Source organism: Bradyrhizobium sp. AZCC 2289, from assembly GCF_036924615.1.
GTDB lineage: Bacteria > Pseudomonadota > Alphaproteobacteria > Rhizobiales > Xanthobacteraceae > Bradyrhizobium.
Genome location: NZ_JAZHRY010000001.1, coordinates 1,024,306 through 1,044,178, shown reverse-complemented (window position 1 = coordinate 1,044,178; position 19,873 = coordinate 1,024,306). Strand labels below are relative to the sequence as shown.

13 protein-coding genes are annotated in these 19,873 nt (G+C 60.3%); 8 read left to right on the top strand and 5 right to left on the bottom strand.

Translation table 11 applies throughout. The annotated features are described in order from the left end of the window. Nucleotides 1–25 precede the first annotated feature (25 nt). Together V1289_RS05220 and V1289_RS05215 are read left to right on the top strand one after the other, a co-directional pair. Nucleotides 26–3,943: a beta strand repeat-containing protein gene (locus V1289_RS05220; protein ID WP_334395940.1), complete on the top strand. Its 3,918-nt coding sequence runs from the start codon at nucleotides 26–28 to the stop codon at nucleotides 3,941–3,943. A 268-nt stretch (nucleotides 3,944–4,211) separates the two neighbouring features. Next, on the top strand, nucleotides 4,212–5,159 hold the full coding sequence (locus tag V1289_RS05215; protein ID WP_334407281.1) for a Bug family tripartite tricarboxylate transporter substrate binding protein: 948 nt from the start codon (nucleotides 4,212–4,214) through the stop codon (nucleotides 5,157–5,159). Nucleotides 5,160–5,175: 16 nt separating this feature from the next. Here the strand turns inward: V1289_RS05215 and V1289_RS05210 are convergent, their stop codons facing one another. Beyond that, nucleotides 5,176–5,829: a class II aldolase/adducin family protein gene (locus V1289_RS05210; protein WP_442895947.1), complete on the bottom strand. Its 654-nt coding sequence runs from the start codon at nucleotides 5,827–5,829 to the stop codon at nucleotides 5,176–5,178. 158 nt (nucleotides 5,830–5,987) lie between these two features. Here V1289_RS05210 and V1289_RS05205 point away from each other — a divergent pair, with 158 nt between their 5' ends. The 4 genes from V1289_RS05205 (at nucleotide 5,988) to V1289_RS05190 (ending at nucleotide 10,161) form a co-directional block, all read left to right on the top strand. After that, on the top strand, nucleotides 5,988–6,863 hold the full coding sequence (locus V1289_RS05205; protein WP_334395938.1) for an S-methyl-5'-thioadenosine phosphorylase: 876 nt from the start codon (nucleotides 5,988–5,990) through the stop codon (nucleotides 6,861–6,863). 41 nt (nucleotides 6,864–6,904) lie between these two features. Next, nucleotides 6,905–8,005 (top strand): S-methyl-5-thioribose-1-phosphate isomerase, encoded by a 1,101-nt coding sequence (gene mtnA, locus V1289_RS05200; protein ID WP_334395937.1) that lies wholly within the window; start codon nucleotides 6,905–6,907, stop codon nucleotides 8,003–8,005. Nucleotides 8,006–8,078: 73 nt separating this feature from the next. Next, nucleotides 8,079–8,621: a tripartite tricarboxylate transporter TctB family protein gene (locus tag V1289_RS05195; RefSeq protein WP_334395936.1), complete on the top strand. Its 543-nt coding sequence runs from the start codon at nucleotides 8,079–8,081 to the stop codon at nucleotides 8,619–8,621. Nucleotides 8,622–8,643: 22 nt separating this feature from the next. Beyond that, nucleotides 8,644–10,161, top strand: coding sequence for a tripartite tricarboxylate transporter permease (locus V1289_RS05190; RefSeq protein ID WP_334395935.1), 1,518 nt, complete (start codon nucleotides 8,644–8,646; stop codon nucleotides 10,159–10,161). A gap of 42 nt (nucleotides 10,162–10,203) precedes the next feature. Here V1289_RS05190 and V1289_RS05185 read toward each other — a convergent pair whose 3' ends face one another. Further along, complete coding sequence (locus V1289_RS05185) at nucleotides 10,204–11,166, bottom strand: UDP-glucuronic acid decarboxylase family protein (RefSeq protein ID WP_334395934.1); 963 nt, start codon at nucleotides 11,164–11,166, stop codon at nucleotides 10,204–10,206. A gap of 510 nt (nucleotides 11,167–11,676) precedes the next feature. Next, nucleotides 11,677–12,870 carry a CaiB/BaiF CoA transferase family protein gene (locus tag V1289_RS05180; RefSeq protein WP_334395933.1) on the bottom strand — a complete coding sequence of 398 codons (1,194 nt, stop codon included), beginning with the start codon at nucleotides 12,868–12,870 and terminating at the stop codon, nucleotides 11,677–11,679. Nucleotides 12,871–13,285: 415 nt separating this feature from the next. Between V1289_RS05180 and V1289_RS05175 the strand changes: the two genes are divergently transcribed. After that, complete coding sequence (locus V1289_RS05175) at nucleotides 13,286–16,033, top strand: NF038122 family metalloprotease (protein WP_334395932.1); 2,748 nt, start codon at nucleotides 13,286–13,288, stop codon at nucleotides 16,031–16,033. 196 nt (nucleotides 16,034–16,229) lie between these two features. Here V1289_RS05175 and V1289_RS05170 read toward each other — a convergent pair whose 3' ends face one another. Beyond that, complete coding sequence (locus V1289_RS05170; RefSeq protein ID WP_334395931.1) at nucleotides 16,230–17,135, bottom strand: methionyl-tRNA formyltransferase; 906 nt, start codon at nucleotides 17,133–17,135, stop codon at nucleotides 16,230–16,232. Beyond that, entirely contained in the window at nucleotides 17,135–18,190 is a 1,056-nt protein-coding gene (locus tag V1289_RS05165) for a glycosyltransferase family 2 protein (RefSeq protein WP_334395930.1), read from the bottom strand. The genes V1289_RS05170 and V1289_RS05165 overlap by 1 nt, the downstream gene beginning before the upstream one ends. Nucleotides 18,191–18,759: 569 nt before the next feature. On the opposite strand from V1289_RS05165, the gene V1289_RS05160 reads away from it, so the two are divergent. Continuing rightward, entirely contained in the window at nucleotides 18,760–19,683 is a 924-nt protein-coding gene (locus V1289_RS05160; protein WP_334395929.1) for a right-handed parallel beta-helix repeat-containing protein, read from the top strand. The last annotated feature ends 190 nt before the right edge of the window (nucleotides 19,684–19,873 follow it).

Here is a 19,873-nt window from a genome sequence, read left to right as displayed (position 1 = left end):
TGGCAAACGCAGGCAGGGGTTTCCTATGACCAATCATACTCCGGTTTTCACGTCCTCATCCGCAACGGGCAGCTTCACCGAAACCGCGAACACCACGGATTCGAACGCGCTGCATCAATTATCCGGCGCGATGAATTTTACCGACGCCGATCACAGCGATACGCACACCACGTCCGCAACGCTGCATTCGGCGGTGTTGTCGAGCGGATCCGTGATCCCCGCTGCATCGCTGGCACATTTCCAGGCCGCGATGACGTCGCATATCACCAGTGACAGCAACGGGTCAGGCAAGCTGACATGGAGTTTCAGCGACGCCGACGACGACTTTGATTTCCTGTCCAAGAACCAGACGCTGGTCCTGACCTACGACATCACGGTTTCCGACAACCATGGCGGCACGACCACGCAGACCGTGAAGGTCACCGTCACGGGTACCGACGACACGCCTGTCATCAACGTGGCGCCGGTCGCGACAGTCACCGAGCAGGCCAATCGGACGCTGTCGCTGTCGCCGGACACGACGCATCTCGCGCTGAATTTCACCGACGACGATCTGACCAACACCGGGCACACCGCGACCGTGATCACCGCGTCCGCGTCGGGGGTAACGACCGGAATGCTGCCCGGCGGATTGGGAACCGCCGAGTTGATGGCGTTCTTCAACGTCGACAGTGTCGTGAAGGCGTCGGGCTCGAGCAGCGGCACCATCAACACGACGTTTTCTGCGCCCGATCTCGCCTTCGATTATCTGGCGGCCGGCCAACACCTCAACATCACCTATACCGTGCAGCTCGACGACCACGCGGGCGGCGTCACCACGCAGAACGTGATGGTCACCGTGATCGGCACCAATGACAAGCCGATCTATCTGAGTGGGCCGGAAGCCGCGCACCTGGTCGAAGGTCAAAACGTCAATCCTTCCGGCAATCTCACCTCCCATGGCGATTTGTTTTTCAGCGATGTCGATCTGTCCGACACGCACTCGGTGTCGACCACCGTCTCGGCCACAGTTTCGGGCGGCGGCCCGGTCCCGATCTCGGACGCCGCGCTGCTCGCCGCTTTCACGACATCGCTCGAGGATTCGACCGGCCATGTGCTCGGTGAGGTCGACTGGAACTTCGCCATGCAAAATGCCATGGCGGGCGCTCTCGGTGGCGGCCAGACGTTGACGGCCACCTATCACGTCACCGTTGTCGATTCGTCAGGCGCATCGGCCGTGCAGGACGTCACGATCACGATCCTCGGCACCAACCATCCGGTGGTCATCGCCAGTGGTCCGGAATCATCGACGGTATCGGAACTCGCCGACACCACCGGCTCAGCGACGGTCGACACCACGCCGACCGTGCCGGCCGGAACGCTTGCTTTCACCGATGCCGACACCGGCGATATCCACGCTGTCGCGGTGACGCTGGCGTCGACGACAGGCGTAGCCGTCCCGGCGGCGACGCAGGCTGATCTTGCCGCCGCGCTCACGACGACCTTGCACGACTCCACCGGTACCGGGACCGGCAGCGTGGACTGGAACTTTGCGATTGCCGACCACGATCTTGACTATCTCGCAGCCGGCGAGACGACGACGCTGACTTACAACGTCAAGGTCAGCGATGCCTCGACCAGCGCGATCCAGACGGTATCGGTGGTCATCACGGGTGCCAATGACGCGCCTGTCATCACCAGCGGGCCGGAATTGGCGTCGCTCGCCGAGCAGCCCGGCGTCACCGGATCGGCTTCCCTGGACACCACGAGCCCGGTGCCAACGGGGACGCTGAACTTCACCGATGTCGATCTGAGCGACAGCCACTCGGTCGCGGTCACATTCGGTTCGGCGGTCTGGTCGGCGAATCCGAGCGTCGTGCCGGGCGGCACACTAGCCGACCTGCAAACAGCATTGACAACTATGCTGCACGACTCGACTGGAACCGGCACCGGGGGCATAGACTGGACATTCAGCGTTCCGGACCGCGATCTGGATTTTCTCAGCGTCGGTGAGACCTTGACGGTGACCTATGACGTCACGGTTATGGATGGATCGACCAGTTCGACCCAGACGGTTACCGTAACCATCGATGGCGCGTCGGACCCACTCGTCGTGACCCCGGTCGACGTGGGTGCCGCGGACACACCTTTCACGGATGCCGGCATCGTCATCGCCAGTGGATTGATTTCCGACGTCTCAGATCCCATTGATTTGAGTACGCCGCGCATGATCACCGAAGTAAATGGAAGTGCAGCTAATGTGGGCAACCCGGTTGCCGGCACCTACGGCTCGCTGTTTCTCGACGCGCAGGGATCTTACTCATACATCGCGAACTCCGCGGTCGATGCGCTGCAGGTCGGCGACAATGCCACGGACCAATTCACGTTTACTGTCGACGACGGCCAAGGTCATCAGGCCACGACCACGCTGACATTCGACATCGCCGGGGCAAACGACAATCCCATCATCACCGGGGCGAATGCCAGCGGGTCGGTTACGGAGGACGCCGGTCCGGCGGCCATCGTCAACGGCGATTTCGAGACTGGCGATCTCACCGGCTGGACCGCCAGCGGTTCGCACATTCATGTCGAGCAAATGGAATTCGGCGGGGCCTTCGGTCACTTCTCGGCACAATTGGCGCCGACCAATATTCCCGAAACACTGTCCCAGGAAATCGCGACCACGCCCGGTCAGCACTACTTCGTGAGCTTCGACATCATCGGCGATGCAGAATCCATCAACAGTCCGCTGTCCGTTACGTGGAACGGCGCGACACTGCTGTCGCTCAGCAATGTGCCGGCCGGCGTCAACCACTACGCATTCGACGTCGTCAGCAATGCAATTCTGTCGAGTACGTCGCTGAGTTTTACCTATACCGACGATACCGATGGCATGGTCCTGGACGCCGTTGCCGTCAATCCGGCGACGGGACCGGCGACCGAGTCGACGTCAGGAACGATTTCGTTCTCCGACGTCGAAACCGCGGATACGCACACGGCAGCTTTTACCCCGCTCGGCAACGGCTACGTTGGAACGTTCTCGCTCGATCCGGTCACTGAGGCGTCGGGCACCGGCTCGGTCGGCTGGCATTTCACGGTCGATAATTCGGACATCCAGTTCCTTGCCCAAGGCCAGACCCTGACCCAGGACTATCTGGTTTCGGTGACCGACGCGCACGGCGGATCGACGATGCAGGATGTCACCGTCACCCTCAACGGCACCAACGATGCGCCGACCGCGGTGAGTGAGAACGTCGTGACCGATGCGGGCGCGAGCGGTACCGTCGACATTCCCACCTGGACGCTGGCGGCGAACGACACCGATCCGGATACGACGGACCATCTGTCCGTCAACAACATCGTTTCGAGCACCGGCGGCACCGCTGTGCCGTTTGGCGACGTCTTCTTCATCGACGACGCGACGCCGGGGGGATCGTTCACCTACACGACCACGGATGGCATTGCGACCAGCGGCAATGCCGCGACCGCGACCGTCATTAACAACGCCGCATCGGCCACGACGCTGACCGGTACCAGCGGTGACGATATCATCATCGCCACCAATGGCACCGAGACGCTCGACGGCGGCGGCGGCAATGACATCCTGATCGGCAATTCCGGCAGCCATACGATGACCGGCGGCAGCGGCAACGATACCTTCGCCTTCCTGCAGACCACGGACGGTCCAGGTATCATCACCGATTTCAACAACACCACCGAGCACGACCATATCGCGATCTCCGCGAACGGATTCGGTGGAGGCTTGGTCGCAGGCATGGACGTAACGCCGCTCTTCGAGACCTCGGCCGACAACCAGTTCTCCGGCTTCGGTCCCGAATTCCACTTCGATACCGGAAACCAGACGCTCTACTTCAGCGCTGACGGGTCCACGGCGTCGGCGATTGCGGTGGCAACGGTCCAGTCTGGCGTGACCCTCAATCCGCACGATCTGCTGATCGTGTGAGCGGGCGATAGCGGCTGACATCGAATAACAGCGCGGGCCCGCGATGAGCCCGCGCTTTTTTGCGGATGCCGAAAACCAGCCGACCAGGGTGGGCGATCTTGGTCTCATGCGAAAGCATAAGCGGCACCGGTGCGGTTCAGCTTGAACTGGCGTCCGTTCCCACGCACAATGGCGCAGCAGGCCAGTTTCGGATTTTGCCAAGCAGAACAAGAACATAGGGAAGAAACACGTGGGACAGTTTCTAAAAGCCACGGCCGCTTTGGCGGCCATGATCGTCAGCGCGCCGGCGTTTGCCGCCTGGGAGCCGACCAAGCCGGTTGAAATCGTCGTCGCGGCGGGCGCCGGCGGCGCCTCCGACCAGATGGCGCGCATGATGCAGGCCGCGATCCAGAAGAACAATCTGATGAAGCAGCCGATGGTGGTGTCGCTCAAGGGCGGAGCGTCAGGCGCCGAGGCGCTGATGTACATGAAGTCCAGCGACGGCGACGCCAACAAGATCCTGATCGCCTACTCGTTGATCTATATGCTGCCGCTGTCGGCAAAAATTCCGTTCAACTGGCGCGAACTGACGCCGGTGTCGGTGATCGCGCTGGATCAGTTCGTATTGTGGGACAATGCCGCCGGGCCGAAGACCGTGAAGGAATTCATCGAAGCCGCCAAGGCGGCAAGCTCGCCGTTCAAGATGGGCGGCACCGGTTCGAAGCGCGAGGATCACGTGCTCACCGTGTTCATGGAGCAGAAGACCGGCGCGAAATTCTCCTATCTGCCCTACAAATCCGGCGGCGAGGCCGCGACGCAACTGGTCGGCAACCACACCGAATCCAACGTCAACAACCCATCCGAAAATCTCGAGGTCTGGCGCGCCGGTCAGGTTCGCGCGCTCTGCGTGTTTGACAAGGAGCGCATTTCCTACACGGCCAAGGTGACCGACACCCAGTCGTGGCACGATATTCCGACCTGCAAGGAAGAGGGGCTCGATGTGCAGTATCTGATGCTGCGCGCGATGTTCCTGCCCGGCAAGGTGACACCGGAGCAGCAGGCGTTCTATGTCGACCTGTTCCAGAAGGTGACGCAAACGGCCGAGTACAAGGACTATATGGAGAAGCAGGCGTTGAAGCCGATCTTCCTCACCGGCAAGGACATGGTCAAGTTCCTCGAGGAGGACGACAAGTTGAATGTCTCGCTGATGAACGAAGCAGGCTTTGTCGCGAAATAGTTTCTCCGCAAGCCACCTATTTCCCGGCCGGGCCGTACCCGGCGATCCGGCCGAGAACATTCTTGATTTCCTTTTTCGACAGCAGTCGTGGTTTGCCGATTTGAAGGCAGCCATGATATTGCCGCGCCAGCGTCTCCACCTCGACGGCAATCCACATCGCTTTCGAGAGCGACGGCCCGATCGCAATCATGCCGTGATGTTCCAGCAGGCAGGCCAGCCGGCCCTCAAGCGCGCGGACGGCATATTGCGAAAGTTCCTGCGTGCCGAAGGTCGCGTAGGGCGCGCAGCGGATCGTATCGCCGCCGGCAACGGCGATCATGTAGTGGATCGGTGGAATCTCCAGCCCCATGATGGCCAGGATCGTCGAATAGGGCGGATGGGCATGAACCACGGCGTTCACTTCCGGCCGGGCCTTGAGGATATCGAGGTGAAAACGCCACTCGCTCGACGGACGCTGGGCGGGATCGAATGAGCCGTCGAGGCCCATGTAGACGATCTGCTCGGGCTGCATCGTCTCGTAGGGCACGCTGGTCGGCGTGATCAGCATGCCGGCCTCGTGGCGCAGGCTGATATTGCCTGATGTGCCCTGATTGATGCCGAGCGCGTTCATGCGCAGACATGCATCGATGATGGATTGGCGCCTTTCCCGGTCATTTGCGGCTAGCATCAATTTTCTCCGAAGCCTGACGGCGCAATGCCATTCAATCACAAGCCCTTTGCAGGCCGAGAACAATGGTTGATTATTGTGTCGCAGTATAGTCGAACATCTGGATGCTTTGGGGGCGGGCTGGAGCAGCCGTCTGCCGTTGAAAAATTCTGGGAGAAATCATGACGAATGCCGTGCTTGGCATTATCGGCGGATCCGGCGTCTACGACCTGCCGGGGCTGGAAAACGTCCGCGACGAGACGATTGAAAGCCCTTGGGGTGAACCTTCCGCGCCGGTCCGGCGTGGCACCATCGCCGGCCTGCCGATCGTGTTTTTGCCGCGGCACGGCAAGGGGCACGTGCTGTCGCCTTCCGACATCAACTACCGCGCCAACATCGACGTGCTGAAACGGGTAGGGGTCACCGACCTGATTTCGCTGTCGGCCTGCGGATCGTTCAGGGAGGAACTGCCGCCCGGCGCGTTCGTGCTCGTCGATCAGTTTGTCGACCGGACGTACAAGCGCGAGAGTTCGTTCTTCGGCAAGGGCTGCGTTGCCCATGTCTCGATGGCGCATCCGGTGTCGCCGCGATTGCTGGCGCATCTGGCGGCGGCCGCGAAAGCCGAGGGCATCGCGGCCGTGCATGGCGGCACCTATGTCTGCATGGAGGGTCCGCAGTTCTCGAGCCTCGCCGAGAGCCTGACCTACAAGGCGCAAGGGTTTTCGGTGATCGGCATGACCAACATGCCGGAGGCCAAGCTCGCCCGCGAGGCGGAGATCTGCTACGCCAGCGTGGCGATGGTCACCGATTTCGATTGCTGGCATCCCGATCATGACGCGGTAACGGTGCAGGACATCATTCGCGTGCTGAACTCGAATGCTGAGAGGGCGAAAGGTCTGGTTGCGCGGCTGGCGCGGGATTTTCCGCGCCAGCATGAGCCATGCCCGGTGGGTTCGGACCGGGCGCTCGACACCGCGCTGATCACGGCGCCTGAGGCTCGCGATCCCGCGCTGTTGCAGAAGCTCGATGCGGTGGCGGGACGGGTGTTGCGGTCGTGAAAATGTCTTCTAGCAGGCGCGCGACGCGAAGGGCGTAGGACATGAAGGTCGATGGTCGGCATTTCCGCAGTATCTGGCTCGAGCCCGACGGCTGGTCGGTCGGCGCGATCGACCAGCGGCGGCTGCCGCATGAATTTGTTGTCGCGCGGTGGACCAGCGCCGATGACGCGGGCGAGGCGATCCGCTCCATGCTGGTGCGCGGTGCGCCGCTGATCGGCGCCACCGCCGCCTATGGCGTCGCGCTGGCCATGCGCGCCGATGCTTCCGATGCGGCGCTCGATCGGGCCTATGAAATGCTGATCGCCACGCGGCCGACCGCGATCAATTTGAAATGGGCACTCGAGGAGATGCAGCGGACGCTTCGGCCGCTGGCGCCTTCGGCCCGTATCGAGGCCGCCTATCAGCGCGCCGCTTCGATTGCCGAAGAGGATGTGGCGATCAACCACGAAATTGGCCGGCATGGTCTGGCGCTGATCGAGGCGATTGCCGCGACCAAAAAGCCCGGCGAACCCGTCAATATATTGACGCATTGCAACGCCGGCTGGCTCGCGACGGTGGATTGGGGAACGGCGACGGCGCCGATTTATTTGGCGCAGGATCGCAGCCTCGCCGTTCATGTCTGGGTTGATGAAACAAGACCCCGCAATCAGGGCGCTTCGCTGACCGCGTGGGAGCTTGGCCATCACGGGGTGCCGCACACGGTGATCCCCGACAATACCGGCGGCCATCTGATGCAACACCGGATGGTCGATCTCGCCATCGTCGGAACCGACCGGGTCGCAGCCAATGGCGACGTTTGCAACAAGATCGGGACCTACCTGAAGGCGCTCGCCGCCCACGACAACGGCGTGCCGTTCTACATCGCGCTGCCGTCGCCAACCATCGACTTTAGTATCGACGATGGCGCACGGATCCCGATCGAGCAGCGCGCGGCCAGCGAAGTAACGCACCTTACCGGGCGCACCGCCGACGGACGGATCGAAACCGTGCGCGTGGTTCCCGAGGGCTCGCCGATCGCCAATTATGGTTTCGACGTAACGCCGGCACGGCTGGTGACCGGATTGATCACCGAACGTGGCGTGCTCAAGCCCGAGCGTGCTGCACTTGCAAGCGCGTTTCCCGAGCGAGCTCGCACACGCTGAAGGCTGCATTGACGCCGGCAACGCCGGCACTGTATCCAGTATGCCAGCGTAGCCAGCCGGATCAATCTCATCCATGTCCAATACCGATATCGAAATTGTCGTCGAGGATCCGACCGCGCCGGAGGCGGATTCGCCGGCGGTGGCCAGCACCGGCGTCGTCGATGTCGTGGTGTCGCTGTTGCTGCTGGCGCTGGCGCTGACGCTCGGATGGGACAATTGGCGCACCGGCGCCGCCTGGGACTCGACCGGCCCGCAGGCGGGCTATTTTCCATTCTATCTGTCGGTCATCCTCGGCGCCGCCAGCCTCTATGGCCTCGCCACCGCCTTCCTGTCGCGCAAGGAAGCCTCGGAGGCCTTCGTTACGCGCGCGCAACTTCGCCGTGTCATGGCGGTGTTCGTGCCGACGCTGCTGTTCTGCCTCGCGACCCAATTTCTCGGCCTCTATGTCGCGAGCTTCCTCTTGATCGCAGCCTTCATGCGAATGGTCGGCAAGATCGCGCTGTGGAAGTCGTTGCTGACCGCCTTCGTGTTCACCGCCGCGATGTTCGTGACCTTCGACATCGCCTTCGACGTCATCATGCCGAAGGGGCCGCTCGAAGCGGCCTTTGGCTATTAAATAGATCGACAGGACTCGCATCATGGAAGCCTTCGGTCTGCTCATGCACGGCTTTGCCGTTCTGCTGACATGGAAAACGCTGCTGCTGATGATGGTTGGGCTGGTGCTCGGCATTTTTGTCGGCGTGCTGCCGGGGCTGGGCGGCCCCAACGGGGTCGCGATCCTGCTGCCGCTGACCTTCACCATGGACCCGACCTCGGCGATCGTGATGCTCTCCTGCATTTACTGGGGCGCGCTGTTCGGCGGGGCCATCACCTCGATCCTGTTCAACATCCCCGGCGAAGCCTGGTCGGTCGCGACCACCTTCGACGGCTATCCGATGGCGCAACAGGGCAAGGCGGCGGAAGCGCTCACCGCGGCTTTCACCTCGTCCTTCATCGGCTCGCTGGTAGCGGTGCTCCTGATCACGTTCCTGGCGCCGATGATCTCCTCCTTTGCGCTGAAGTTCGGGCCGCCCGAATTCTTCGCGGTGTACCTGCTGACCTTCTGCTCTTTTGTCGGGCTCGGCCGCGAGGCCAAGCACAAGACCGTGATCTCGATGTCGCTGGGCCTGCTGCTGGCCGGCGTCGGCATGGACACGGTGTCCGGCCAGTTGCGCATGACATTCGGGTCCACCGACCTGTTGCGCGGCATCAATTTCCTCGTCGCCGTCATCGGCCTGTTCGGCATCAGCGAAATCCTGCTGACGATGGAGGAGCGCCTCGCGTTGCGCGGACACGCCGCCGCCATCAGCCTGCGCGTGGTGCTGTCGGTGTGGAAGGACTTGCCGAAATACTGGGTGACGCTGCTGCGTTCGTCCTTCATCGGTTGCTGGCTTGGGATCACCCCGGGGGGCGCGATCGCGGCCTCCTTCATGGGCTACAATCTGGCAAAGCGTTTTTCCAAGGACCCGGACAGTTTTGGCAAGGGCCGCATCGAGGGCGTGTTCGCGCCGGAGACCGCCGCCCATGCCTCGGGCACCGCGGCGCTGCTGCCGATGCTGGCGCTCGGCATTCCCGGCTCCGGAACCGCGGCGATCCTGCTCGGCGGCCTGATGGTGTGGGGCCTCAATCCCGGGCCGCTGCTGTTCGTCGAGCACAAGGATTTCGTCTGGGGGCTGATCGCCTCGATGTATCTCGGCAATGTCGTTGGCCTGGTGCTGGTGCTGACCACGGTGCCGATCTTCGCCTCGATCCTGCGCGTGCCGTTTGCCGCGGTAGCTCCGATGATCGTCGTGTCCTGCGCGATCGGCGCCTATGCGATCCAGAACGCGATGTTCGACATCTGGCTGATGCTGGGTTTTGGCGTCGTCGGCTATGTCTTCAAGAAGATCGGCATTCCCTTGGCGCCATTCACGCTGGCGCTCGTGCTCGGCAACCGCGCCGAGGATGCGTTCCGGCTGTCGATGATCGGCTCCGGCGGCGACATGAAAGTGTTCTGGTCCAACGGACTCGTGGGTTCGATCAGCACGCTCGCCATCGTTCTGTTGTTCTGGCCGGTGATCGACAAGGCCTTTGGCGGCTTCACGCGCCTATTGCGGCCGGCGAAGACCGTAAGTTAGACCGGCAAGGCGTATTGAGGCGGCACGTCGCAAGAGGTGACGTCACGAGAGGCCCGATGTGCGCTGGAAATACGCGATCGTCTCCTTCAGCCCGTCGTCGAGCGTGACCTTCGGTTGCCAGCCCAGAAGCGCCTTGGCGCGGGAAAGATCGGGTTGGCGCTGCCGCGGATCGTCCTGCGGCAGCTGCTTGAATATCAATTTCGCTTTGGAGTTGGTGAAGCGGATGACCTTCTCCGCCAGCTCCAAGATCGTGAACTCCGAACTGTTGCCGAGGTTGACAGGCCCGGTGCACGCATCTTCCGTCAACATCAGGCGGCTGATCGCCTCGACCAGGTCATCGATGTAGCAAAACGACCGGGTCTGCCCGCCATCGCCAAAAATGGTGATTGGATCGCCCCTGAGCGCCTGCACGATAAAGGAGGAAACGACGCGCCCGTCGTCGGGCTGCATCCGCGGGCCGTAGGTATTGAAGATGCGCGCCACCTTGATCGGCAGCGCGTGCTGGCGCCAATAGTCGAAGAACAGCGTTTCGGCGCAGCGCTTGCCTTCATCATAGCAGGAACGGATTCCGACCGGATTGACGTTGCCCCAATATTCCTCTGTCTGCGGGTGGATCAACGGATCGCCATAGACCTCGCTGGTCGAAGCCTGGAAGATCCGGATCTTGAGACGCTTGGCGAGGCCCAGCATGTTGATCGCGCCGTGGACGCTGGTCTTGGTGGTTTGCACCGGGTCGCGCTGATAATGGATCGGGGAGGCCGGGCAGGCCAGGTTGAAAATCGCATCGACTTCGACATAGAGCGGAAAGGTCACGTCGTGCCGCATCGCTTCGAATAGCGGGTTGTGCAGAAGATGGGCGATGTTGCGGCGGCTGCCGGTAAAGTAGTTGTCAACGGACACCACTTCCGCACCCTCGGCCAGCAGCCGTTCACACAAATGGGAGCCGATGAAACCAGCGCCGCCGGTGACGAGTACTCTGCTGTCCTTGTAATGCTCAAACGACATGATTGCGTCCGGGTTCGTCGGTTTCGACTAGTTCCGATGGGCTTCAGAGTGGTATCGGCAATCGGCCAGTCAGCCAATTGTCATATTTCGGATTGCGGTAACGTGATACTGTTTCGAGGCCATGTGCTCGGCCCGTGTGGCCGTCACCTCGGACCCGTCTCAGCCGCCCCTGCAGCAAGGCGACGTGCGGGCGGCCTTCATGGGAGCCTTTTCACGTTCAAGCCTCATCATGGTCGAGGCCGCGAGATGTACCAGCGAAGACGGGAAGACCTTCGCGCGTGGCGCCAAGAGGGCTTGGAGCAGGGCAGGCCGCTTCGAGCCCGACCGTCGCGATCTTGCCGTTAGATACCAAGCCGCCCAAGCCAAGTTGCGGATTTGACCGATATTTGTCGCAAGACCCGGTCACGGCCGCGAGTACCTCGGGAACAACGACCTCGGCATAGGTGCCGGTTACCGGGTTTTCGTTCTCGCGATTTCACGCGTCTGCTGCGGCAAGTGAAGGCGTAACGCTCACACCACCTTGCGCTGCCTCAAGCCCGCGATCTCGTCCTTGCTGAAGCCGAATTCGGCCAGCACTTCTTCGGTCTGCTCGCCGAATTCCGGCGGGCGCGCGGCCATCTTGCTCGGCGTGCGCGACAGCGTCAGCGGCTGGCCCACCAGTTGAATGTGCCGGTTCTCGTCATTCGGTACATGCTGCGCGATGCCGAGATGTTTGACCTGCGCGTCCTTGAACATCTGATCGATGGCGTAGATTGGTCCGCAGGGCACACCGGCGGCATTGAGTTCGCTCACCCATGTTTCGGTGGATTTCTTCGCGGTGAGCTTGCCGATCGCCGCATTCAGCGCGTCGCGGTTCTTCGAGCGTGCCGGCGCGGTGGCGTAGTCGGGATTGGTGAGCAGTTCGGGCGCGCCGATCGCCTGCGCGCAGCGCTCCCAGATCCGCCCACCGGTGGTGGCAATGTTGATGTAGCCGTCGGAGGTCTTGAAGACGCCGGTCGGGATCGAGGTCGGGTGGTTGTTGCCGGCCTGTTTTGCCACCTCTTTTTCCATCAGCCAGCGCGAGGCCTGGAAATCCAGCATGAAGATCTGGGCCTGCAGCAGCGAGGTCTGCACCCACTGGCCTTCGCCGGAGACGTCGCGTTCCAACAGCGCGGTGAGAATGCCGAGGGCGCAGAACAGTCCGGCCGTGAGATCGGCCACGGGGATGCCGACCCGCATCGGCCCTTCGCCCGGCGCACCGGTGACCGACATCAGCCCGCCCATGCCTTGCGCGATCTGATCGAAGCCTGGCCGCTTGTGATAGGGGCCGTCCTGCCCGAAGCCGGAGATGCTGCCATAGACGATGCGCGGATTGATCTGGCGTAGGCTCTCATAATCGATGCCGAGTTTTGCTTTGACGTCGGGACGGAAATTCTCGACGACGACGTCGGCCTTCTCGGCGAGGCGCTTGAACACCTCGAGGCCTTTCGGGTCCTTAAGGTTGAGCGTCATCGCCCGCTTGTTGCGGTGCAAATTCTGGAAATCCGATCCCTGGCGCGGTCCACCCGGCTGCTCACCGGCGGCGTCCTCCAGCAGCGCATCGATCTTGATGACGTTGGCGCCCCAGTCCGCAAGCTGCCGTACGCAAGTCGGCCCGGAGCGGACGCGGGTGAGATCGAGCACGGTGAAGCGGGACAGGGCTTGCGAGGCACGCGGGAAAGCCATTCAAGGGACTCCAGACTGTAACGCGGGAAGTAGCGGCCTTTTGATCGGCCAGATCTTCCTCAAATTCAATAGCCGATCGCGGGTATGCGGGGCGCGATGGAGCGGGGTCTACCAGGCGCAAAAGGATTCGAAGCGGTGTGGCCGTTGAGGGCGCGGGAGGAGGCCGCCCCGCCCAGACGTGGCAGGAGCCTGCCACCTTGCTGCGGGTCGGATGTCGGAAATCGAGCCGAATTACGCCGTGATTCGAAACCACAAATTAACACGGAGAAAGCATTGTATCGACATCCGGAGGGGTCATACTACGCACGGACCGTTGCGCTCGCTATGACCGCCTTCGACACTTGGGGCTCCGAAAACTATTCCCCGAACGTGGTCGAACAGGCCGGAATTCTTGTTGAGAACCAAAGACTAAGCGATGAAGTCCAAGCTCGGAACCGAACTGCAGGACAATTCTGACTTCGGTCTCAAGATGAGTGAGGCCGTATTAAACGCGGGCTTCTCATTCTCGCCTTCGTTCAACTTCGTTGGAGTTTCCCCGTCCGACACGACTTCCGATTCGACTTCCCCCGTCGAGATTCCTGGGACGCCCGCTCTGACGAGCGAAGCGGTCGCATCCTCGAGCGCTCAAAGCGGCTCGATCTCCGTCGTTTCCATGACGACGGGTGGCATCATCATCAATCTGTTATTCGATGCCGCAGCCATGGCTGCGCCGGCAAGTTTTAGGGCGGGCATCCAGCAGGCGGCATCGTTATTGACCGCGGCGATCTCCGACAGGATCACCGTCAACATCAAGATCGACTATAGCGGCACCGGCGGCGGCGCCGCCGCCGGCCCCGATAACGGCCTGTACGAAAGCTATTCAACTGTCAGGTCCGACCTGATCAACCATGCGACGCTGGGCGATGCGATCTTCAACGCATTACCGACCGGAACGTCGATCCAGGGACAATCCAATGTCGCTGTCTGGAACGCGCAGCTGAAGCTTTGGGGGCTGTTAGGCGCTAACGACACCAGCACCGACGACGGCAGCGCGACCTTTGCGACCGACATCAGTTCGAACCTGCTGGTCGGCGTTGCCCTTCATGAACTGACCCACGCGATGGGCCGCGTGCCGTATGGCTCGCCCTACAGTTCGTCGCCCGATATTTTCGATTTTTATCGTTTCACCAGTGCCGGCGTGCGGCTGTTCGACGGCAACAACACGGCCGTGGCCGCCTACTTCTCGGTCGATGGCGGCAACACGAAATTGGCCGACTACGGCCAGAATTCCGATCCCAGCGATTTCCTCAACAGCGGCGTGCAGGGAGCGAACGATCCGTTTGATGAATATTATTACGGCGGCACGCTTCAGAGTCTTACGGCCGCCGACAAACAACAGCTCGATGCCCTGGGCTTCCATACGTCAACGCCCGTTACAACAGTCATCGAGGCGCTTGGATCGACCAGCCTGGTCCAGGCCGGCTCGTATTATTTTCTTGATACTATCAGCACCGGCTCTGGCCCCGAACTGAAATATGGCGGTTCGCCGGTCCTGGCGGGACAGTTCGCTCCTTATGCGCCGGTCGGCGTGGAGCAGACGGCCAGCGGCTACGAGGTCGCCTTGCAGAACTCCGGCGCGAATCTGTTTTCGATCTGGAATACCGACAGCAACGGTAACTTTCTCTCATATACCGTCTATTCGGGCAGCAGCACGGCGCTGGAATCGCTGGAGACCAGCTTCCATCAGGATTTGAATGGCGACGGCGTGATAGGCATTCCCACGCCTGTGACGATCGAGGCGCTCGGATCGACCAGCTTGGTCCAACTAGGCGATCATTATTATCTCGATAACATAAGCAGCGGGACCGGCCCCGAACTGAAATTTGGTGGCGCCGGCGTTGTCGCGGGGCAGTTCGCTCCCTATACGCCGGTCGGCGTGGAGCAGACGGCCAGCGGCTACGAGGTCGCCTTGCAGAACTCCGGCGCGAATCTGTTTTCGATCTGGAATACCGACAGCAACGGCAACTTCCTCTCCTATACCGTCTATTCGGGCAGCAGCACGGCGCTGGAATCGCTGGAGACCAGCTTTCATCAGGATTTGAATGGCGACGGGGTGATCGGCATTCCCGCTACGGTGATCGAGGCGGCTGGAGCGACCAGCCTGACGGAAGTCGGCAATAATTATTACCTTGATAGCATCAGCAGCGGGACCGGCCCCGAACTGAAATTTGGTGGCGCCGCCGTGACGGCGGGGCAATTCGCGCCCTATACGCCGGTCGCCGTGGAGCAGACGTCGAGCGGCTACGAGGTCGCGTTGGTGAATTCCGGCGCCAATCTGTTTTCGATCTGGAACACCGACAGCAACGGCAACTTTCTCTCCTATACTGTCTATTCGGGCACCAGCTCGGCGCTGGAATCGCTGGAGACCAGCTTCCATCAGGATTTGAATGGCGACGGCGTGATAGGAATTCCCGCCGCCACCGCTGCCGTGATCGAGGCGCTCGGATCGACCAGCCTAGTCGAAGTCGGCAATAGTTATTATCTCGATAACATAAGCAGCGGGACCGGCCCCGAACTGAAATTTGGTGGCGCCGCCGTTGTCGCGGGGCAGTTCGCTCCTTATACGCCGGTCGGCGTAGAGCAGACGGCCACCGGCTACGAGGTGGCCTTGCAGAACTCCGGCGCCAATCTGTTTTCGATCTGGAATACCGACAGCAACGGTAACTTCCTCTCTTATGGCGTCTATTCGGGCACCAGCTCGGCGCTGGAATCACTTGAGACCAGCTTCCATCAGGACTTGAACGGCGACGGCGTGATCGGGATTCCCACGCACCAGGCACCAGGCAATAGCTCCTCGCCGGATGTTACTGCTCAAGGTGCTGGTCTGAGCAATACTGCGTCCCAGCCGGCCTATGCGACCGCGGGAGCCGGCGGCAACGACTCATTTCTTTTTCGCGGCGCTGCTGATCCTCTTTGGAATATTGGCAGCAAAGGCACGTTACAATTCGATGCGCTGTTCTCCTCCATACAGCCGACGCCGAGTTCGACTGATGGCCAGACCGGTCTGCCGCACACGAATTTTCAGCTCGCGGATATCGCTCATGAAACGAGCGACCACGGCCACGAGGCCGTCACGAATGCCAACTTCACCGATCTCCTTTCGGGCCTTTTCATTGTTCACTGAACGTCGTCTTGTTGATCACCCGAACGTCCCGCACCGGCGAAAAACCCTAACAACTTGCTCTCATCGGTTTAATCGCAGCGAATTCCATACGTGCGCGGGGCGTCATCAGGCGCACGTACCTCTGACAACAAATCCGGCCGATATCTTGCCTAAAGGGCCTCGTCGTCGCCGTAATCTGGTTCGGCACCACGGCGCGTCAATGCGTGCCGAAATTCCACCGCTTTGGTCCGAGCCTCGCGCGAAGACGCTCAAAATGGAACTCCGATCCGTCCTCACGGCAGCACCTATCGATTCGCAACATTCCTGAGCCGCAAATTACGATCGGGTGGCTGCCATTCAAATTCCAGATCTTTCCGGCTTCTCGAATTTCAAAGAGCATGTCGGGAAGCGCAGTGACGTCAAGCACTCGAATTGTCTCCCCAGAGCTCACCGTGGTGCGGGCACCAGCGTAGGGGTGACCGACCGCGTTCACAAAGCGCTCGATTGCGTCGGCGCTTTTTGACCATTCAATTTCGTAATCCGCATCATCGCGCCAAATGCTAAACGTCGCATTATCTTCCCGCTGCGGCGTCGATGATAATTCGCCGGCTCGCCATTGCTCGATAATATCGGCGGCGATCTCAACCATCAAACCTGCCTGCAGCTCCAGCGCGGTCTTGATCTTGATGGGGTACGATATCGGCACCCCTCGTTGAGCGATGATCGGCCCTTCGTCTATCGAACCGGTCGGGCTAAGAGCAGTCACGCCAATCTCGCGGTCGCCGTTAATCAGGGCGGTCACTGTCGGTGCAAATCCGCGATACCGGGGCAAAAGAGAGTCGTGGAATACAACGGTCGATGCCGTTGGCGCCGGAAGGAGATACTGCCAGCCGACCAAAAAAGTAAGACTTTCAGGCCGTGGAACGGGATGACGGGTCTCCGTCAGCGTGATCGACAGCCGTAGTGCAAGGCTGCGCAATCGGTCCAAACTTTGGGCCTCATCATCCGGTTGCGGATACGTAACGATCGAACCAATGTTGATCCCTTTTTGAAGGAGACCTTCAATGAATGTTGCGCCCTTCAATCCGGCACCACAGACAACTATGCTTCCAGGCTGCAACATTATTTGGGGGTTCCATCAGCAGGTGATGGGCAATCGCGATTTTCGGAGCGTGCGGCACTCACGTGTATCAGCACTCGATCGACGATGAAGCTCGGCCGTCCTTTTGCCTCGACGAGAATCCGGCCGACATAGAGGCCTGTCAAGCCGAGAGCAAACAGCAAGCAGCCCGCAAGGAACCACAGCGACAGAGCGATGCTGGCCCAGCCCTCAACTGTAAGAATTCCCGTCAAATGCGAAATGAGAATGAGCAGAGTCATGCCGAAGGACAGGAGCGCCATCGCGAATCCCGCGATCATGACCAATTTCAATGGTTTGTCGGAAAAACCGACAATGACATTCAAGCCCAGCTTTACAAGCTTCGCGAAACTGTAGCTTGAGCGGCCGCTGAAGCGTCGATCTTGTTCAACCGCAAGCACCGATTGTGAAAACCCGACCCACGACACGATGGCGGGAAAATATTTCGTTTCTTCCTGCCATTGCGTGAGGACGTCGATAACCTTCCGGCTATAAATTCCAAAATTGGAAAATTCAGGACTCTGATAAGTATCCGTCAGATAGCTCAGAAGCCAGTAAAACGAGGTGGATAAAAGTCGTCGATATCCGGGATCGTTACGATTGATGCGTTTGGCGCGAACGACATCGAATCCTTCGAGCGCCTTGGCCCATAGCCGCGGGACCTCTTCCGGGCGATCCTGCAAGTCGCAATCCATCACAACAATCCATTCGCCTCGCACCCGAGACAGGCCTGCCTGAATTGCCGCATGTTGTCCAAAATTTCGCGAAAGACGAACGCCAACTATCGCATGGTCATTGGCCGCAAGACTGTCGATCGTCTGCCAGGAGTTTTTCGGGCAACGATCGTCGACGAGGATCAATTCGTAAGATGCGCCCATTCCGGTGCAGGTGTCTTTCACGCGTCGGCACAGTGGTTCGAGGCTTTCGGGCGAGCCATAGACGGGGACGACAAAAGATAATGTGGGCTGTGAAGGAACCCCCGTTTGTTGATCGCGGCCTGTCGAGTCGCCCGTATTCGCCGTTGCCCCCGAATCAGTCATCTTATCGCGCTCCGAAGTGCATGGGTCTGAGGTACGTGAGGGCCTGCGAGGCGCGAGGTAATTTCAGAATATCTGGCGCAAAGAAATTGGGCAATTCGCATGAATCAGATAGCGCAGTGCCGGTTGGCATTCCAGTCAGTATTGTGGCCGAATTCCGGTACGGAATGACCGGACATTCGATTCGGAAGCCTTGCTCGGCTTGCGCGAAGGATGGTCCGTCTCCGGAGGGCTTGCTCGGCAATCGAACCTGTTCCTGGTCATCTCACGCTTAAAGAGGTGAAATCTGTTGAACCTTGGGTGGATTACAACGACGTAATATCGTAACGGGTGTGCCGCTTGAATTTTGTCCACGCTCAATTGAAGGTTGTTTGTCGCGGGTTTCCCCCCGTGTTTTTGGACCTGCCGTCCTAAAAAGCCTAGAATAAGCAAATAGGATATGGAAGGTGGGATGCTTGATCGGGGCTTTTTGAAGCGTGCGGCAATATTGCCGTCGCCGGGCGAAATGAAATTTTTCTAAACTATTGTAAATGGCCGAGAAGTGCTCTCGGCAGAACCTTGGGAGGTCGCTAATGCGTCGAATTGCACTATTCACTTTACTTATTGGTTTTGTTCCGTTTTTTGCGTCGGCACCGGCCCACGCCCAAGCGACCCGAACCTGGGTCTCCGGCGTCGGCGACGACGCCAATCCCTGCAGCCGCACTGCGCCGTGCAAGACGTTCGCTGGCGCGATCTCGAAGACGGCCGCGGCCGGAGAGATCAACTGCCTGGATCCCGGCGGGTTTGGAGCTGTCACCGTTACCAAGTCGATGACCATTTCTTGCGATATTGGAACAGCTGGCGTCCTGGTGGCTGGCACCAACGGTATCGTCTTCCAGGGCGCTTCGACCGATTATCTCTATCTAAAAGGTCTTGATATCGAAGGCTTGGGCACCGGTCTTAGCGGCGTCGTGTTCAATTCCGGCAATCTTCTTCATGTTGAAGACTGCTCCATTCGCCACTTCACCGGGTTCGGAGTCCTGGTCAAGCCCAACACTACCGCCTCGTTTGTTGTGACCCGCACCACGGTCTTCGACAATGGCAACGGCACGACGGGTGGAGGAATTGGAGTTCAGCCGACAGCTACGGTTGAAGGGACAATCGACAGGCTCGTGGCCAACCGGAATACCTTTGGAATCTTCGCCGATGGAACCGCTGGTGGCAGCTTCAACATTGCGGTCCGCGACAGCGTACTCAACGCAAACACCCAGGCCGGGTTCTCGCTCTCATCAGGAGCGCCGGTAACCTGGGCGATGCTCACGCGCGTTGTGGTGATGAACAGTCCTATCGGCATTCAGGCTGTCGGGGGGACGAATCAGGTGCGAGTCGGTCAATCTGAGATCACCGGCAACTCAACCGGAGTAAGCGGTACAGTGCTGTCCTTTGTGACTAACCAGCTAAATGGCAACGGCACTGACGGCACCCTGACTCCGATCGGGCCTCCAGCGTTGCACTGATATTTCCGCCAGGGGGCTCCGGACGACGATCAATTCGTCCGGAGCCTCTTTTTGTTGCCTGGGCTCGGAAACATTGGCGTAGAATGGGGCGTTTGAGATCGCGACGCTCGACCCGGCCCAACTGCGTCTGTAAATGCGCATGTCTGGCCACTCCCGTCGGCAGTGGATATAGTCACGTCATGGGAAATTA

Excerpts from the sequence above, each read along its gene's own strand:
- V1289_RS05160 (WP_334395929.1), top strand. The coding sequence starts at position 18,760 with ATGCGTCGAATTGCACTATTCACTTTACTTATTGGTTTTGTTCCGTTT.
- V1289_RS05205 (WP_334395938.1), top strand. The coding sequence starts at position 5,988 with ATGACGAATGCCGTGCTTGGCATTATCGGCGGATCCGGCGTCTACGAC.
- V1289_RS05175 (WP_334395932.1), top strand. The coding sequence starts at position 13,286 with ATGAAGTCCAAGCTCGGAACCGAACTGCAGGACAATTCTGACTTCGGT.
- V1289_RS05215 (WP_334407281.1), top strand. The coding sequence starts at position 4,212 with ATGATCGTCAGCGCGCCGGCGTTTGCCGCCTGGGAGCCGACCAAGCCG.
- V1289_RS05185 (WP_334395934.1), bottom strand. The coding sequence starts at position 11,166 with ATGTCGTTTGAGCATTACAAGGACAGCAGAGTACTCGTCACCGGCGGC.
- V1289_RS05190 (WP_334395935.1), top strand. The coding sequence starts at position 8,644 with ATGGAAGCCTTCGGTCTGCTCATGCACGGCTTTGCCGTTCTGCTGACA.
- V1289_RS05165 (WP_334395930.1), bottom strand. The coding sequence starts at position 18,190 with ATGACTGATTCGGGGGCAACGGCGAATACGGGCGACTCGACAGGCCGC.
- mtnA (WP_334395937.1), top strand. The coding sequence starts at position 6,905 with ATGAAGGTCGATGGTCGGCATTTCCGCAGTATCTGGCTCGAGCCCGAC.
- V1289_RS05220 (WP_334395940.1), top strand. The coding sequence starts at position 26 with ATGACCAATCATACTCCGGTTTTCACGTCCTCATCCGCAACGGGCAGC.
- V1289_RS05180 (WP_334395933.1), bottom strand. The coding sequence starts at position 12,870 with ATGGCTTTCCCGCGTGCCTCGCAAGCCCTGTCCCGCTTCACCGTGCTC.
- V1289_RS05170 (WP_334395931.1), bottom strand. The coding sequence starts at position 17,135 with ATGTTGCAGCCTGGAAGCATAGTTGTCTGTGGTGCCGGATTGAAGGGC.
- V1289_RS05195 (WP_334395936.1), top strand. The coding sequence starts at position 8,079 with ATGTCCAATACCGATATCGAAATTGTCGTCGAGGATCCGACCGCGCCG.